Raw genomic sequence first — 13,698 nt, 5'->3', positions numbered from 1 at the left:
GCTCGTTTTGCGCAAAAACAGCTGGACGCGCAAGCGTGTTAGGACACAACCAGCCCTGCCCGCCCCAGCGTCACCTCGACGATCTCGGGCGGCACGCCGACGCGGAGCGGCATGATGCTGCAACCGAGGCCGCCGGAGACGATGAGATCGCATTTCAGGCGGAAGTGGCCATAGGCGAGCCGCAGGCCGTTCTTGGGCGAAACCGCCGGCGACCAGCCGAGCAGGCGAACCTGGCCGCCATGGGTATGGCCGGACAGTTGCAGCGCGACGCGCGCGGGCACGAGCGGCGCGATGTTGGGCTCATGCGCGAGCAGGATGACGGGCGCATCGTCGGTGATTTTCGTCAGCGTGGCGTTGAGATCGTCGGCGCCGAAATGCGCCATGCTCCGGAAGCGCCGCGCCGGCAGGAAGGCGAGCTGGTCGCCGAGCCCCGCGAGCCAGAACGGACGGCCGTTCTTGACAAGGCGCACGACGTCGTTCTCGTAGACGGGGATGCCGGCCGCCTCCAGCGCACGATGCGCGATGGTCGGCCCGTGCCCTGCCTGCTGCACGGTCCTGTCGTCCCAATAGTCGTGATTGCCCATGACGGCATGGACGCCGAGAGGCGCCTTCAGGCGCGCCAGCACCCTCGCCCATTCGTGCGACGGAATGAAGCGCGTGACGTGGTGAAGGCCGGCGACATAGTCGCCGAGCAGCACGATGAGATCGGCGTTGAGCGCATTGGTCCGGTCGACGATGCCCTCGATACGCTCCAGCGACATCCAGGGATCGCAGGCATGGATGTCGGCGATGGCCGCAATCTTCAGCGGAAAATCCGCCGGCCACTGCCGCGGCGTGGGATGATAGCGCGTGACGCGCAGCCGCAGCACCGGCTCGACGCCGACGCCATAGGCTGCAGTCGAGACGCCGAGGGCGGACAGGCCGCCGATGGAACGAATGAGATGACGGCGCGTGATCATGGAAGCCCGATGATGATGCGACGTCTTGATGATATCCGATTGGAGCGGAATTGGGGTGCGTTCGTGCAGATCGTTTGCACGAGATTAACGGAAATTCATCAAAGCCGGAACGGCGCGCGGTTCAGCAGATCACTCGTCGCTGTCATCCGCGCCGAACAGACCGAACTGCGCCGCCGCATCGCGCGAGGGTTCGGCGATGCCGAGATGACGGAAGGCGTGCGAGGTCAGCAGGCGGCCGCGCGGGGTGCGCTGCAGATAGCCGCACTGGATCAGATAGGGCTCGATGATGTCCTCGATGGCATCGCGCGGCTCCGACAAGGCCGCGGCCATGGTTTCGACGCCGACCGGGCCGCCGCCATAGTTGAGCGCGATGGTCGTGAGATAGCGGCGATCCATGGCGTCCAAGCCGGCGGCATCGACCTCGAGCGCGCTCAGCGCGTGGTCGGCGATCTTGCGGTCGATCTTGTCGGCATCGGCCGCGGAGGCGAAGTCGCGCACACGGCGGAGCAGGCGGCCGGCGATGCGCGGTGTGCCGCGGGCGCGGCGCGCGATCTCGTTGGCGCCGTCCGCGCTCATGCCGACGTTGAGCACGCGCGCGCCGCGGCTGACGATGCTCTCCAATTCCTCGATCGTATAGAAATTCAGCCGCACCGGAATGCCGAAGCGGTCACGCAAGGGATTGGTGAGAAGGCCGGCGCGCGTGGTGGCGCCGACCAGGGTGAATTTCGACAGCTCGATCTTCACCGATCGCGCTGCCGGGCCCTCGCCGATGATGAGGTCGAGCTGAAAGTCCTCCATCGCGGGATAGAGCACCTCTTCCACCGCCGGGCTGAGGCGATGGATCTCGTCGATGAAGAGCACGTCGCGCTCTTCGAGGTTGGTGAGGAGCGCGGCGAGGTCGCCGGCCTTGGCGATCACCGGCCCCGATGTGGCACGAAAGCCGACGCCAAGCTCTTTCGCCACGATCTGCGCCAGCGTGGTCTTGCCGAGGCCGGGGGGACCGACGAACAGCACGTGATCCAGCGCCTCGCCGCGCTTGCGCGCGGCCTCGATGAAGATCGAGAGATTCTTGCGCGCCTGCTGCTGGCCGACGAAATCGGACAGCGATTGCGGCCGCAGCGCGGTGTCGCCGACATCGTCGCTGCGGCGCTCGGGCGAAACCATGCGGCTGGCTTTGGGGTCGCTCACTTCGCGAGCTCCTTCAGCCCGAGCCGGATCAGCTGCGCCGTCTCGGCGCCCTCACCCGCACTGCGCGAGGCCGAGGCGATCGCAGCGGCGGCTTGCGGCTGGCCGTAGCCGAGATTGATCAGCGCGGAGATCGCATCCGCGACGGGGCGCGGCGCGCGCTGGTCGTCGACGGCACCGGCGAGATGCACGACGGCGGGATCGACATTGGCAAAAGCCGGCGCCTTGTCCTTCAATTCGGTGACGATGCGCTCGGCGACCTTGGGGCCGACGCCGGGCGTGCGCGCCACCGCGGCCTTGTCGCGCAGCGCGATGGCATTGGCGAGATCGGCCGGCGACAGCGTGCCGAGCACGGCGAGCGCGACCTTGGCACCGACACCCTGCACGGTCTGCAGCAGGCGAAACCATTCGCGCTCCTGATCGGTGCGGAAGCCGAACAGTTTGATTTGATCCTCGCGGACATAGGTCTCGATCGACAGCACCGCGGCTTCGCCTGGCGAGGGCAGATGCTGCAAAGTGCGCGAGGAACAGTGCACCTGATAGCCGACGCCGCCGACGTCGAGGATGACGAAGTCCTCGCCGTAAGAATCGATCAGCCCCTTCAGCTTGCCGATCATATCCCCACCACCTTCAGCCGCAGCGCGGTGCTCTGGCGGTGATGGGCGTGGGTGATGGCGATGGCGAGCGCGTCGGCGGCGTCCGCGGACGGCGGCTCGGCCTTCGGCAGCAGGATCTTCAGCATCATCGCGATCTGTTGCTTGTCGGCGTGGCCGGCGCCGACCACGGTCTTCTTGACCTGGTTCGGCGCGTATTCGGCGACAGAAATGCCGAACATTGCGGGCGCTAGCATGGCGACGCCGCGGGCCTGGCCAAGCTTCAGCGTCGCAACGCCGTCCTTGTTGACAAAAGTCTGCTCGACCGCGGCTTCCATCGGCTGGTGGCTGGAGAGGACGGAAGCAAGCCCTTCATGGATCGCGAGCAGCCGGCTCGCCAGCGGCAAATCGTCCGGCGGTTCCACCGAGCCGCAGGCGAGGTAGATCAGGCGATTGCCCTCAGCCTCGATCACGCCCCAGCCGGTGCGGCGCAGGCCGGGGTCGATGCCGATGATGCGAACGGGGCCACGAATCGGGAGCGCAGTCATGGGCCAGTGATAGCGGCTGGCCGCGGCGGGGGAAACAGAAACAGAACGGAAGTAACAGGGGAAGTGGGGTATCTCGGGTGAGCACCGCCGCCCACTCCACATTCCGTCGTCATACCCCGCGAAAGCGGGGTATCCAGTACGCCGCGGCTTATCCGTATCCCTCTGGCGTCTCTGGAATACTGGGTCGCCCGGTCAAGCCGGGCGACGACAGCAGAATCCGGAGCGAGGTATCAGCCGCCCATCTTCGCCATCAGTGCGTCCGACACCTCGAAATTGGCGTAGACGTTCTGGACGTCGTCGTGCTCGTTGAGCAGGTCCATCAGCTTCAAGAGCTTCTCGCCGGTCTCGTCGTCGACCGCAACCGTGTTCTGCGGCTTCCAGATCAGCGCGGCCTTGCGCGGCTCGCCGAACTTGGCTTCCAGCGCCTTGGCAACGTCGCGATAGCCTTCGGTCGAGGCGTAGATCTCGTGGCCACCCTCGCCGGAAACGACGTCGTCTGCGCCGGCCTCGATCGCGGCGTCCAGCACCGCGTCGTCGGAGGCGACGCTGCGGTCGTATTCGATGATGCCGGTGCGGTCGAACATGAAGGAGACCGAGCCGGTTTCGCCGAGATTGCCGCCGGACTTGGTGAAGAAGGAGCGGATGTCGGAGGCGGCGCGGTTGCGGTTGTCGGTCAGCGCCTCGACGATGACGGCGACGCCGCCCGGGCCATAGCCCTCGTAGCGGATCTCGTCATAGTTCTCGCCATCGCTGCCGAGCGCCTTCTTGATGGCGCGCTCGATATTGTCCTTCGGCATGTTCTCCTGGCGCGCGGCGATCACGGCGGCGCGCAGGCGCGGGTTCATGGCAGGGTCGGGCGTGCCCAGCTTGGCGGCGACGGTGATTTCCCGCGCCAGCTTGCCGAACAGCTTCGACTTCTGGGCATCCTGCCGCCCCTTGCGGTGCATGATGTTCTTGAATTGGGAATGTCCGGCCATGCTTGGTCTCGTGAAGGAAGCGTGCGTCAAGGTGAGTGCGGGAAGCGCGGCCTTATAGGCCGCCAACCCACCGGAATCAAAGGGCTCGGCTGCTCCTAAGGTAGCCCTGTAAAGGTAGCCGCCGTAATGGCGCCTGCCTAGACGTCGGGCACCGTTAACCCTGATTTCATTCCGACTTGCGAAAATAGCGCCCGACCGTTCCCCGACAAGAGAGAGCTGATGGCGTTCGGACTATTTCGGAAGCGTCTGCCGGACACGGCCGCGCCCGCGGGAGCCCCGGAGGCTGCGCAGCCGGCGGCCCCTGCCGCACCCGCCCCGACCGCCGAAAGTGATTCGGCCCGGGAAATCCTGGAATTGCTGGAACTCGAGCTCGGCGCCATGATCCGCCAGCTCGAGCGCGCCGCCAATTCCGTCGCCGGCGGAGCCGATGCGACCGCCGCGACGCTCGCCGCCATTCGCGACCGCACCGACGCCCTGACCGGCCGGACCAACGCGGCGCAATCGACCGCCTCTACCTTCGCCCATGCCGCCGACAAGTTCACCCAATCCGCGCAAGGCATCGGCGCGCAGGTCCGCGAGGCCGGCAAGCTCGCCGACGAGGCCAGCGCCGCCGCGCAGGAAGCCCGCGCCAATGTCGACCGCCTGCGCGAATCCTCCGCCGCCATCGGCAACGTCGTCAACCTGATCGCGCAGATCGCGCGGCAAACCACGCTGCTCGCGCTCAACTCGACCATCGAGGCCGCGCGCGCGGGCGCCGCGGGAAAAGGCTTTGCCGTCGTCGCCACCGAGGTCAAGGCGCTCGCGGTGCAGACCCAGAGCGCGACGGAGGAGATCACAAAGAAGATCGACGCGCTGCAGCGCGACGCCGCCGGCTCGGCGGATGCGGTGCACCGCATCTCGCAGGCGATCGAGGCGATCCGCCCGGTGTTCGACACCGTCAACGGCGCGGTCGCCGAGCAGAACGCCACCACCAGCGAAGTCTCGGGCAATGCCGCCAGCGCCTCCGAGTTCATCATCTCGGTCGGCGAGAGCGCGGCCGAGATCGACGCGGCGACCAAGGCTGCCGAGACCCATGGCGAGAGCGTCGCCAGCGCCGGCAAGGCCGTCACCACCTTCGCCCAGAAGCTGAAATCGCGCTGCGCCGTGCTGCTGCGCCAGAGCGAGCACGACGACCGCCGCAAGACCGAGCGGCTGCCCTGCCATCTCAGATTCGAGACCGCGCGCAGCGTGATGCCGGTCTATGAAATCGCGATGGAGGGCGTGCTGATCGGCGGCGCGGACGCAAGCCGGCTCGCGACGCAAGCCACGGTCGAAGGCAGCCTAGAGGACATCGGCGCCTGCCGCCTGCGCGTGGTCGAGCAATCCAAGGCCGGCGCCCGCGCGCAATTCGTCGGCGCCACCGCCGCGCTCAACGAGAAGATCGAGGACAAGCTCTGGTCGATCCATGAGGAGAACACCGAGCTCGTCACCCGTGCCATGGAAGCAGGCAATGCGCTGACGAAGATATTCGAGCAGGCGGTTGCGCGCGGCGAGGTCAAGATCGAAGACCTCTTCGACACCGACTACGTGGAGATTGCCGGCACCAACCCGCAGCAATACCGCACCAAATATCTCGACTGGGCCGACCGCGCCCTGCCGCCGTTCCAGGAAGCCTTCCTGGCGAGGGAGTCGCGGATGGCGTTCTGCGCCATGGTCGACCGCAACGGCTTTTTGCCGGTGCACAACAAGATCTATTCGCATCCGCAGCGGCCCGGCGACGTCGCCTGGAACACGGCCAACAGCCGCAACCGGCGCATCTTCAACGATCCGGCGGGGTTAGCTGCCGCACGCAACCTGCGATCGTACCTGGTCCAGAGCTATGCGCGCGACATGGGCAACGGCAACACGGTGATGATGCGCGAGATCGACGTGCCGATCCGCGTGCAGGGCCGGCACTGGGGCGGCTTCCGCACGGCCTACAAGCTATAACCCCCCGCGCCTGCACTCCTGGGCAAGACGCCGGGCGCGAATCATCCTCTAAGGTCGGAGCTAGGAATCGGAATGCCGCCAAGGAGCCGATCAACGGCTCCGACTGGAGAGAGCCCGTACATGTCCTTTGCCCAACTTGCCGTGTTGGACACTGCGTCCAACCGGACGCTCGCCGAACGCCTGATCGACCAGCTCGCCGACCGCATCGGCGGTCTCGGCGTCGAGCTCGCCGATATCGCCGGCAACGTCCAGGAAGTCGCCAACCGCGTCGCGAGCCAGTCGGAACGGTTTCACCATCTGCAGAAGACGGCCGAGACGATGGTCTCGGCCAACCACGACATCGCCAACGCCTCGCAGGCGGTGCAAAGCACGACGTCGGCTGCAGTCGGCGAGATCGCACAGTCGCGCGGCGCCGTCGACACCGCGGTCAGCCACATCTCCGAGCTCGTCGCCGCGGTGGAGCGGATCGAGGCCCGCCTCAGCGCCGTCGGCGCGGCGCTGGCGCAAGTTACGAAGGTCTCCGGCTCGATCGAGGCGATCGCGAAGCAGACCAATCTGCTTGCGCTCAACGCCACCATCGAGGCGGCGCGCGCCGGCACTGCCGGCCGGGGCTTTGCGGTGGTCGCAAGCGAAGTCAAGAACCTCGCGGAGGCCACGCGTCAGGCCACGCATGAGATCTCCGACACCGTGCGCGATCTCGACGGCCAGATCGAAGGCTTGATCGGCGAGAGCAGCGACGCCTCGCAGCGCGCCAAGACCGCCGGCGAAGGTGCGCAAGCGATCTCCGGCATCATCTCGCGGGTCCAGCAGGGCTTCGCCTCGGTCGAAGCGGAGATCGACGGCGTCGCGCGCGCGGCGACCTCGAACCTCGGACACTGCGACACCGTGATCAGCGAGCTCAATGAGCTCGCCAAGGGCGTCGACCTCTCCTCGCGCGACCTCCGAAGCGCCGACGAGCGGGTGGCGAAGCTGCTCGACACCTCCGAAGGCCTGATCGCGCTGATCGCCGACAGCGGCGTGGAGACGTCGGACGCACCGCTGATCCGCGTCGTGATCGACACCGCGAAGCGGATCTCGGCGGAATTCGAGGCCGCGATTGACCGCGGCGAGATCACGCTCGACCAGCTCATGGACGAGACCTACCGCGAGATTCCCGGCACCGATCCAAAGCAGTACCTCACCGCCTACGTCGAGTTCACCGACCGCGTGCTGCCCGCGATCCAGGACCCGATCCAGAAGTCCGATCCGCGCATCGTGTTCTGCGTCGCCTGGGCCAGGAGCGGTTATCTGCCGACGCACAATCCGAACTACCGCCTGCCGCAGGGCAAGGACCCGGTCTGGAACAACGCCAATTGCCGCAACCGCCGCCTGTTCACCGACCGCGCGGTGAAGAATGTCGCAGCGAGCACAAAGCCGTTCCTGCTGCAAACCTACCGCCGCGACATGGGCGGCGGGCAGTTCGTGCTGATGAAGGACCTGTCCTCGCCAATCATGATCCGCGGCAAGCACTGGGGCGCCTTCCGGATGGGCTTTCGGCAGGGCTGACGAGGGCCTCCGGCGTCCTCAAAACAAAAAGCTCGAAAACAACCCCATGCACAGTAGCCGGGGTGGGCGGAATCAATGGCTTATGCCGGCAGGCCATGGCGCGCGTTGACTCGTCGGGCAAAACAGGGTAGAATGCTATTATTCCGAAATTGTGATGCGATTCTCCCCGCCGCCTGCCGAGCACAAAAGCCGACAGCACTGGTGCGGCGGCCGACGTTGCCGTAGAAATGCCGCCGCGCATTCGCGCGAACCCGAACACAGCAAGCTGGCTTTTCGATGTCCTGTCCACCCGCCCAAATCGGCGCGCCGTTTTCCGAGATCGATACACCGGCGCTGATCATCGACCTCGACGCCTTCGAGCGCAATCTCGACACGATGGCGGCGGCAGTGGGCAAGCTCGGCGTTCGCTTGCGTCCGCATGCGAAGACCCACAAATCACCGATCATAGCGGCCAAGCAGATCGCGCGCGGCGCAATCGGCATGTGCTGCCAGAAGGTCGCCGAGGCCGAGATCCTGGTTGCGGGCGGGGTGAGCGACGTGCTCGTCAGCAATGAGGTGGTGGGCCTGCGGAAGCTGGAACGGCTCGCAGGCCTCGCGCGCCACGCACGCATCAGCGTTTGCGTCGACGATGCGATTATGGTCGAGCAACTATCGCACGCCGCGGAGCGGGCAGGATCGCAAATCGAAGTCCTGGTCGAAATCGACGTCGGCGCCGGTCGCTGCGGTGTCAGGCCGGGACCGGCGGCGGCCACCCTGGCGCGGCAGGTGGCGGCTTCACGCTTCCTGTCGTTCGGCGGCCTGCAGGCCTATCACGGCTCTGCCCAGCATTTGCGCACGCCGGAGGAGCGGCGCGCTGCCATCGCCGGTGCCGCGAACGCGACCGCGGAGACACTGCGCGTCCTCAAGGACGCGGGCTTTCACTGCCGGACGATTGGAGGTGCGGGAACCGGCACATTCGAGCTCGAAGGCGCGAGCGGCATCTGGAACGAATTGCAGGCGGGCTCCTATATCTTCATGGACGCCGACTACGCCAAGAACCTCGCGGACGGGGCACGCAACGCCAATCCGTTCGAGCATGCGCTGTTCGTGATCGCGACGGTGATGAGCACCGCCGCCGGCGAACACTCGGTCATCGATGCCGGCCACAAGGCCCTTTCGAACGACAGCGGATTTCCGGTCGTGCTGGGCCGGCCCGACCTGCGCTATCATCGGCCCTCCGACGAGCATGGCTTGCTCGATTTCGACAGCGCTTCGTCGCGACTGGCGATCGGCGACAAGGTGACGCTGATCCCCGGCCATTGCGACCCGACCGTCAATCTCTACGACTGGTATGTCGGTGTGCGCGGCTTCAACACGCCGGATGCCCGCGTGGAGGCACTCTGGCCAGTCGCGGCGCGGGGCGCGGTCACCTGAGATTGACGCGTGATTTCGCGCGACGATCTCCGCCGTCGCCACGGACAAGCGAAGCGCAGATCCGAGACCCATACGCCACAGCATCGGTTTGGCGAAGACGCGGAGTGACAAGCTTTGCGAAGCAACTACGCGCTTGGGGTTATGGGTTCTGGCCCCTCGTTCGCAATTGCGGACCAAGGCGTACACTCATATTTCGGGACTGCCCGTTTCCGAGGACGAGCAGACGTGGCCTGCCCAGCTGGGAACGTCTGCAAATGACCCTGGCTGTGTGAAAAGCCGCGAGTCGGTTACGATTCCTCCGTTTCCTAATGGGGGGATACGGATGGGACGCTTCGTTGAAGGCGCGGACAGATCCCAGCTGACGCTCTTGCCGGAATGTCTGGAGGATTGGGTAGACGAGGGCAATGCGGTCCATGTGATCGACGTGTTTGTCGAGGCGCTCGACCTGCATGGAATGGGATTTGAGCGTGTGATCGCCAAGGAGACGGGCCGGCCTTCCTATCATCCAGCAGTCCTTCTGAAGCTTTACATCTACGGTTATCTCAATCGGGTGCAATCCAGTCGCCGCCTGGAACGTGAGGCGTGCCGCAATATCGAGGTGATGTGGCTGATCGGCCGCCTGGCTCCCGATCATAAGACGATCGCCGATTTCCGGAAGGACAATGGTGCGGCGCTTCGGAAGGTTTGTGCGAAGTTCGTTGCGCTATGCCGGCAAATGGGCCTGTTGCAGACCCCAAGCGTCGCAATCGATGGCAGCAAGTTCAAGGCAGTGAACAACCGCGATCGCAACTTCACGCATGCCAAGATGGCGAGGCGGATGGCGCAAATCGAGGAAAGCGTCGGGCGATATCTGCGTCAACTGGATAGCGCCGATCGGCAGGAGCCATCGGAAGCGATCAGCATCAAGACACCGAGGATCAAGGAAAAGATCGCTCGACTGAAGCAGGAGATGAGCCGCCTGGAAGTGCTTGACGCGCAGATGCGCAAGACGCCGGATCAACAGATATCGCTGACCGATCCGGATGCCCGTTCGATGGCCACCAGCGGACGCGGATCGGGTGTCGTCGGCTACAATGTCCAGGTCGCGGTGGACACCGAACACCATCTGATTGTTACGCATGAGGTCATAAACGTCGGCAATGACCGTGGGCAGCTTGCTCGGATGTCGAAGCAAGCCAAAGAAGTGCTCGAAGTGGACAAACTCGAGGCGGTCGCCGACCGTGGCTACTTCGACGGAGAGGAGATATTGGCCTGCGAAGAGGCTGGCGTTGTAGTCACGCTGCCCAAGCCCATGACGTCGAACGCCAAGGCGGAGGGTCGGTTCGGCAAACAGGACTTCGCCTACCTGTCTGATGAGGACGTCTACCGCTGCCCGTCCGATCAACTGCTGCCCTATCGCTATACCAACATCGAGCATGGAATGACGCTGCGCCGTTACTGGTCGACAGCAGCGTGCCAAGGCTGCGCAATCAAGAGCCAATGTACGCCATCCAAGGAGCGCCGCATCACTCGTTGGGAGCATGAACATGTAGTCGAGGAGGTCCAGAGACGGCTCGATTCCAATCCCAAAGCCATGCGGACGCGGCGCGAGACGGTCGAGCATCCCTTCGGCACGATCAAAGCCCGTATGGGTGCGACCCACTTCCTGATGAAGCGCTTACGGAATGTTGCCGCTGAGATGGCGCTGCATGTTCTCGCTTATAACCTCACGCGGGTGATGAACATCGTCGGCAAACCGCGCCTGATTGCAGCCATCCGCGCCGTCTGAAGGCCGGAAAGTACGTCCAAAAGCGCAATACCGCCTCGCGATGCCCGCTTTGGCCGTCATTGGGCGATCCGACGCGAGAACCTCAGCCGCCTGCAGTGATTGGCGACCACGGCCGCGTGCCGACCATCCGTTTGCACACAACCAAGACCCCAAGCGGAATACGCCGTGATTCGGCCGTGCCGGATAGAGATTCCGTGGAACCTTTAGGCCGCTATGATAATTGTTCCCCATCATCGGCCGTGGCTCTGCCCGTAGGCGTCGATGGCTGAGAGACGCTTCTGTGCTCCCGCCTGCAAGACAGGGAGCACGCCATGCCGATCCGTCGAGTTCATTACCCATTGCAAAGCGATGCCGCGCACATCGAAATGGCGCGAGAGGCCGTTCGCGAGGCTATGGAGGTGTTGAGGCAGTCGACGCCCGATACCTTCCTCGGCCGTGAGACCTACAAGCCTTTTCCGAGACAAAATAAGGAAGATAACATAGGACATAGCAACGGAAGTTTGCCGCAGGCATTGTCTCGGGATGAATGATCCGCTGTTTGATCGTGCTCAGCTAGCCATCGAAGAGAGCCAAGCTCTTCAAAAGACAAAGCTCGACTTGCAGGCCGAACAGCTGCATCGTCGCGAGGCACTTCGCCTCAGCGTGATGGAGAACGCGATGTATCGGACGGAAAGCAAAGCGTACCGGGAAGATCGCGATTAGATGGACTATTCAGCGAACGCAAAGCGGTACCGCGACCAAGCCGAAGAATTCCGAGCCAAGAGCGATCTGATGAAAGACCCGGAGACGAGTGCTCAATATAGCCGGATGGCCGACGCTTATGACAAGCTAGCGGAAGGCCAGGACGACCTGGCTCGGAACGTAAAGGCGAAGTAAGCGTAAAGGGTTTTCCATGATCGAAAAGCGGCCGCCAAAGAAGCCGATTGCCGACAACAACAAGCTCTCTCCGCTAGAGGAGATGCGTGAGATGATCCGTGCGGACATCGAGGAGCAACGCGAGCTCGTTGAAAAGCTAAAATCCAACATGAACTAGAGGACTGCCTCAGTTCGGCGCGAGAGTCCGCTGCTGGCCCAAAGCGGATGCCCCTTGGTTGCCCGTCGATGTCCGCTGCTGAGGGCAAAGTTGATATAATCGTTTGGGGACGACACCGTGTGATTTGGCTTCGCGCTTCAACTCAACCAGAACTTCGGCGTTGTCGGCTCCAGCCTTCCACCGACGCGCACCGGGGCGACCTTCAGCGCGAGCCCCGTCGCATCATCCGTCTCCACGGCGACGCCGCTGAGCGTCGCGGCGCCTGCGGCGGGCTCGAAGCGGCTCGACGGAATTCCTGATGTGAACCGGCGCAGCGGTTCTTCCTTCTGCATGCCGATGATGGAATCGTAATCGCCGGTCATGCCGGCGTCGGTCATGTAGGCGGTGCCGCCTGCGAGGATCTGGTGGTCGGCGGTCGGCACATGGGTGTGCGTGCCGACGACGAGGCTGGCGCGGCCGTCGCAGAAGAAGCCGATGCCCTGCTTCTCGCTGCTCGCCTCGCAATGGAAATCGACGACGATGGCGTCGGCGGCCACACCGAGCGGACAGGCCCCCAACTCGCGCTCGAGCGCGGCGAAGGGATCGTCGAACGGGGTCATGAAGACGCGGCCAAGCGCGTTGACGACGAGGGCATGCTTGCCGTTCTTGGTCTCGACCAAGGCGGCGCCGCGGCCGGGCGTGCCGCGCGGATAGTTGGCGGGGCGCACCAGGCGGTCGGCGCGCTCGATGAAGACGAGGGCCTCGCGCTGGTCCCAGGAGTGATTGCCGAGCGTCACCGCATCGGCGCCGGCCTCGAGAAACTCCCGGTAGATCGCTTCCGTGATGCCGAAGCCGCCGGCCGAATTCTCGCCGTTGACGACGACGAGATCGAGCGACCAGTCCTTGACCATGCCGGGCAGATATTCGGAGACGGCCTCGCGCCCGCTACGGCCGACGACATCACCCACGAAGAGAATTCGCAACTTCAGAACTCCGGAAATCGAACACGTCCGATTCCGTTAGCACATAATCCAGCGCCACGTCGTGGGATAGTGCCGGAACCGCCTCGATCTCCTGCGCTGCAAACGCAAGGCCGATGCCGACGATGTGCTTGGCTTTGCGCAAATGCGCGAAGGTGAAATCGTAATGGCCCGCGCCATAACCGATGCGATGGCCGAGGCGGTCGAAGGCGGCGAGCGGCGTCAGCATGATGTCGGGAATGACTTCGGCTGCTGCCGGCGACGGCTCGGGAATGCCGAGCGGGCCGAGCATCAGGCGGTCGTTCGGATGGAAGAGACGGAAGATCAGCGACTGGCCGCGCGCAGTGACGCAGGGCAGCGCCAGCCTGGCGCCCTCTTCCGCGAGCTTCGTGAGCAGCGGCATCGGATCGATCTCGCTGCGGATCGGCGAATAGCCGGAGACGATGCTGCCCGGCAGCAGCGTGAACGGCAGCCCGCGCTTGGCGAGCTTTGCGGCGGCAGTGGCGCGCTTCTTCTCGCTCAGCGCATCGCGCTTGGCGAGGGCCTTGGCTCGGAGCTCGGCTTTGGAGTTCGACATGCGCTTTGGTCCCCCACGTCATCACCCGCCTTGTGCGCCCTTGCGCACTGGTGCGGGTGATCCAGTATTCCAGAGGCAGTGGTGATTCACACAAAGGCCGCGGCGTACTGGATGCCCCGCCTGCGCGGGGCATGACACCTACTGATTTGCCGCAGTCATTTCGACAGGCACGA

Annotated in this window: 14 protein-coding genes; 7 read left to right on the top strand and 7 right to left on the bottom strand. The window is 64.7% G+C overall.

The annotated features are described in order from the left end of the window. Positions 1 to 38: 38 nt before the first annotated feature. From N2602_RS06325 to N2602_RS06305, 5 genes are all read right to left on the bottom strand, one after another. Positions 39 to 959, bottom strand: coding sequence for a metallophosphoesterase (locus N2602_RS06325; RefSeq protein WP_260382085.1), 921 nt, complete (start codon positions 957 to 959; stop codon positions 39 to 41). Positions 960 to 1,088: 129 nt separating this feature from the next. Further along, positions 1,089 to 2,147, bottom strand: a complete 1,059-nt coding sequence (ruvB, locus tag N2602_RS06320) for a Holliday junction branch migration DNA helicase RuvB (protein ID WP_260382084.1) — start codon at positions 2,145 to 2,147, stop codon at positions 1,089 to 1,091. Next, on the bottom strand, positions 2,144 to 2,761 hold the full coding sequence (gene ruvA / locus N2602_RS06315; protein ID WP_260382083.1) for a Holliday junction branch migration protein RuvA: 618 nt from the start codon (positions 2,759 to 2,761) through the stop codon (positions 2,144 to 2,146). Before ruvA ends, ruvB begins: the two co-directional genes overlap by 4 nt. Beyond that, on the bottom strand, positions 2,758 to 3,285 hold the full coding sequence (gene ruvC, locus N2602_RS06310; RefSeq protein ID WP_260382082.1) for a crossover junction endodeoxyribonuclease RuvC: 528 nt from the start codon (positions 3,283 to 3,285) through the stop codon (positions 2,758 to 2,760). The genes ruvA and ruvC overlap by 4 nt, the downstream gene beginning before the upstream one ends. A gap of 230 nt (positions 3,286 to 3,515) precedes the next feature. Further along, complete coding sequence (locus tag N2602_RS06305) at positions 3,516 to 4,262, bottom strand: YebC/PmpR family DNA-binding transcriptional regulator (protein ID WP_126261898.1); 747 nt, start codon at positions 4,260 to 4,262, stop codon at positions 3,516 to 3,518. A 219-nt stretch (positions 4,263 to 4,481) separates the two neighbouring features. On the opposite strand from N2602_RS06305, the gene N2602_RS06300 reads away from it, so the two are divergent. The 7 genes from N2602_RS06300 to N2602_RS06270 all read left to right on the top strand — a co-directional run bounded on the left by N2602_RS06300 (position 4,482) and on the right by N2602_RS06270 (position 11,989). After that, complete coding sequence (locus tag N2602_RS06300; protein ID WP_260382081.1) at positions 4,482 to 6,230, top strand: methyl-accepting chemotaxis protein; 1,749 nt, start codon at positions 4,482 to 4,484, stop codon at positions 6,228 to 6,230. Between the two features lie 120 nt (positions 6,231 to 6,350). Next, positions 6,351 to 7,775 (top strand): methyl-accepting chemotaxis protein, encoded by a 1,425-nt coding sequence (locus N2602_RS06295; RefSeq protein WP_260382080.1) that lies wholly within the window; start codon positions 6,351 to 6,353, stop codon positions 7,773 to 7,775. Between the two features lie 276 nt (positions 7,776 to 8,051). Continuing rightward, on the top strand, positions 8,052 to 9,188 hold the full coding sequence (locus N2602_RS06290; protein WP_260382079.1) for a DSD1 family PLP-dependent enzyme: 1,137 nt from the start codon (positions 8,052 to 8,054) through the stop codon (positions 9,186 to 9,188). Between the two features lie 322 nt (positions 9,189 to 9,510). Beyond that, the gene (locus tag N2602_RS06285; protein WP_260383615.1) at positions 9,511 to 10,956 is read left to right on the top strand and encodes an IS1182 family transposase; all 1,446 of its coding nucleotides are present in this window, start codon (positions 9,511 to 9,513) and stop codon (positions 10,954 to 10,956) included. A 311-nt stretch (positions 10,957 to 11,267) separates the two neighbouring features. Continuing rightward, positions 11,268 to 11,486, top strand: coding sequence for a hypothetical protein (locus tag N2602_RS06280; RefSeq protein WP_260382078.1), 219 nt, complete (start codon positions 11,268 to 11,270; stop codon positions 11,484 to 11,486). Beyond that, positions 11,479 to 11,658 carry a hypothetical protein gene (locus N2602_RS06275; RefSeq protein WP_260382077.1) on the top strand — a complete coding sequence of 60 codons (180 nt, stop codon included), beginning with the start codon at positions 11,479 to 11,481 and terminating at the stop codon, positions 11,656 to 11,658. The genes N2602_RS06280 and N2602_RS06275 overlap by 8 nt, the downstream gene beginning before the upstream one ends. A gap of 190 nt (positions 11,659 to 11,848) precedes the next feature. After that, a complete protein-coding gene (locus tag N2602_RS06270) occupies positions 11,849 to 11,989 on the top strand; it encodes a hypothetical protein (RefSeq protein ID WP_260382076.1) in 141 nt (46 codons plus the stop codon). A 137-nt stretch (positions 11,990 to 12,126) separates the two neighbouring features. Here the strand turns inward: N2602_RS06270 and N2602_RS06265 are convergent, their stop codons facing one another. Together N2602_RS06265 and N2602_RS06260 are read right to left on the bottom strand one after the other, a co-directional pair. After that, the gene (locus N2602_RS06265; RefSeq protein ID WP_212254212.1) at positions 12,127 to 12,951 is read right to left on the bottom strand and encodes a TIGR00282 family metallophosphoesterase; all 825 of its coding nucleotides are present in this window, start codon (positions 12,949 to 12,951) and stop codon (positions 12,127 to 12,129) included. Next, on the bottom strand, positions 12,929 to 13,525 hold the full coding sequence (locus tag N2602_RS06260; protein WP_212254211.1) for a 5-formyltetrahydrofolate cyclo-ligase: 597 nt from the start codon (positions 13,523 to 13,525) through the stop codon (positions 12,929 to 12,931). Before N2602_RS06260 ends, N2602_RS06265 begins: the two co-directional genes overlap by 23 nt. Positions 13,526 to 13,698 lie beyond the last annotated feature (173 nt).

This window comes from Bradyrhizobium sp. NC92 (assembly GCF_025200865.1).
Taxonomy (GTDB): domain Bacteria; phylum Pseudomonadota; class Alphaproteobacteria; order Rhizobiales; family Xanthobacteraceae; genus Bradyrhizobium.
The sequence above is the reverse complement of the archived record's forward strand: the minus strand, read 5'-3'. Positions and strand labels throughout refer to the sequence as shown.

Bases quoted from the DNA above. Each gene is read 5' to 3' on its own strand.
- N2602_RS06305 (WP_126261898.1), bottom strand. From the start codon at position 4,262: ATGGCCGGACATTCCCAATTCAAGAACATCATGCACCGCAAGGGGCGG.
- N2602_RS06325 (WP_260382085.1), bottom strand. From the start codon at position 959: ATGATCACGCGCCGTCATCTCATTCGTTCCATCGGCGGCCTGTCCGCC.
- N2602_RS06270 (WP_260382076.1), top strand. From the start codon at position 11,849: ATGATCGAAAAGCGGCCGCCAAAGAAGCCGATTGCCGACAACAACAAG.
- ruvC (WP_260382082.1), bottom strand. From the start codon at position 3,285: ATGACTGCGCTCCCGATTCGTGGCCCCGTTCGCATCATCGGCATCGAC.
- N2602_RS06300 (WP_260382081.1), top strand. From the start codon at position 4,482: ATGGCGTTCGGACTATTTCGGAAGCGTCTGCCGGACACGGCCGCGCCC.
- N2602_RS06280 (WP_260382078.1), top strand. From the start codon at position 11,268: ATGCCGATCCGTCGAGTTCATTACCCATTGCAAAGCGATGCCGCGCAC.
- N2602_RS06290 (WP_260382079.1), top strand. From the start codon at position 8,052: ATGTCCTGTCCACCCGCCCAAATCGGCGCGCCGTTTTCCGAGATCGAT.
- ruvA (WP_260382083.1), bottom strand. From the start codon at position 2,761: ATGATCGGCAAGCTGAAGGGGCTGATCGATTCTTACGGCGAGGACTTC.
- N2602_RS06275 (WP_260382077.1), top strand. From the start codon at position 11,479: ATGAATGATCCGCTGTTTGATCGTGCTCAGCTAGCCATCGAAGAGAGC.
- N2602_RS06295 (WP_260382080.1), top strand. From the start codon at position 6,351: ATGTCCTTTGCCCAACTTGCCGTGTTGGACACTGCGTCCAACCGGACG.
- N2602_RS06285 (WP_260383615.1), top strand. From the start codon at position 9,511: ATGGGACGCTTCGTTGAAGGCGCGGACAGATCCCAGCTGACGCTCTTG.
- N2602_RS06260 (WP_212254211.1), bottom strand. From the start codon at position 13,525: ATGTCGAACTCCAAAGCCGAGCTCCGAGCCAAGGCCCTCGCCAAGCGC.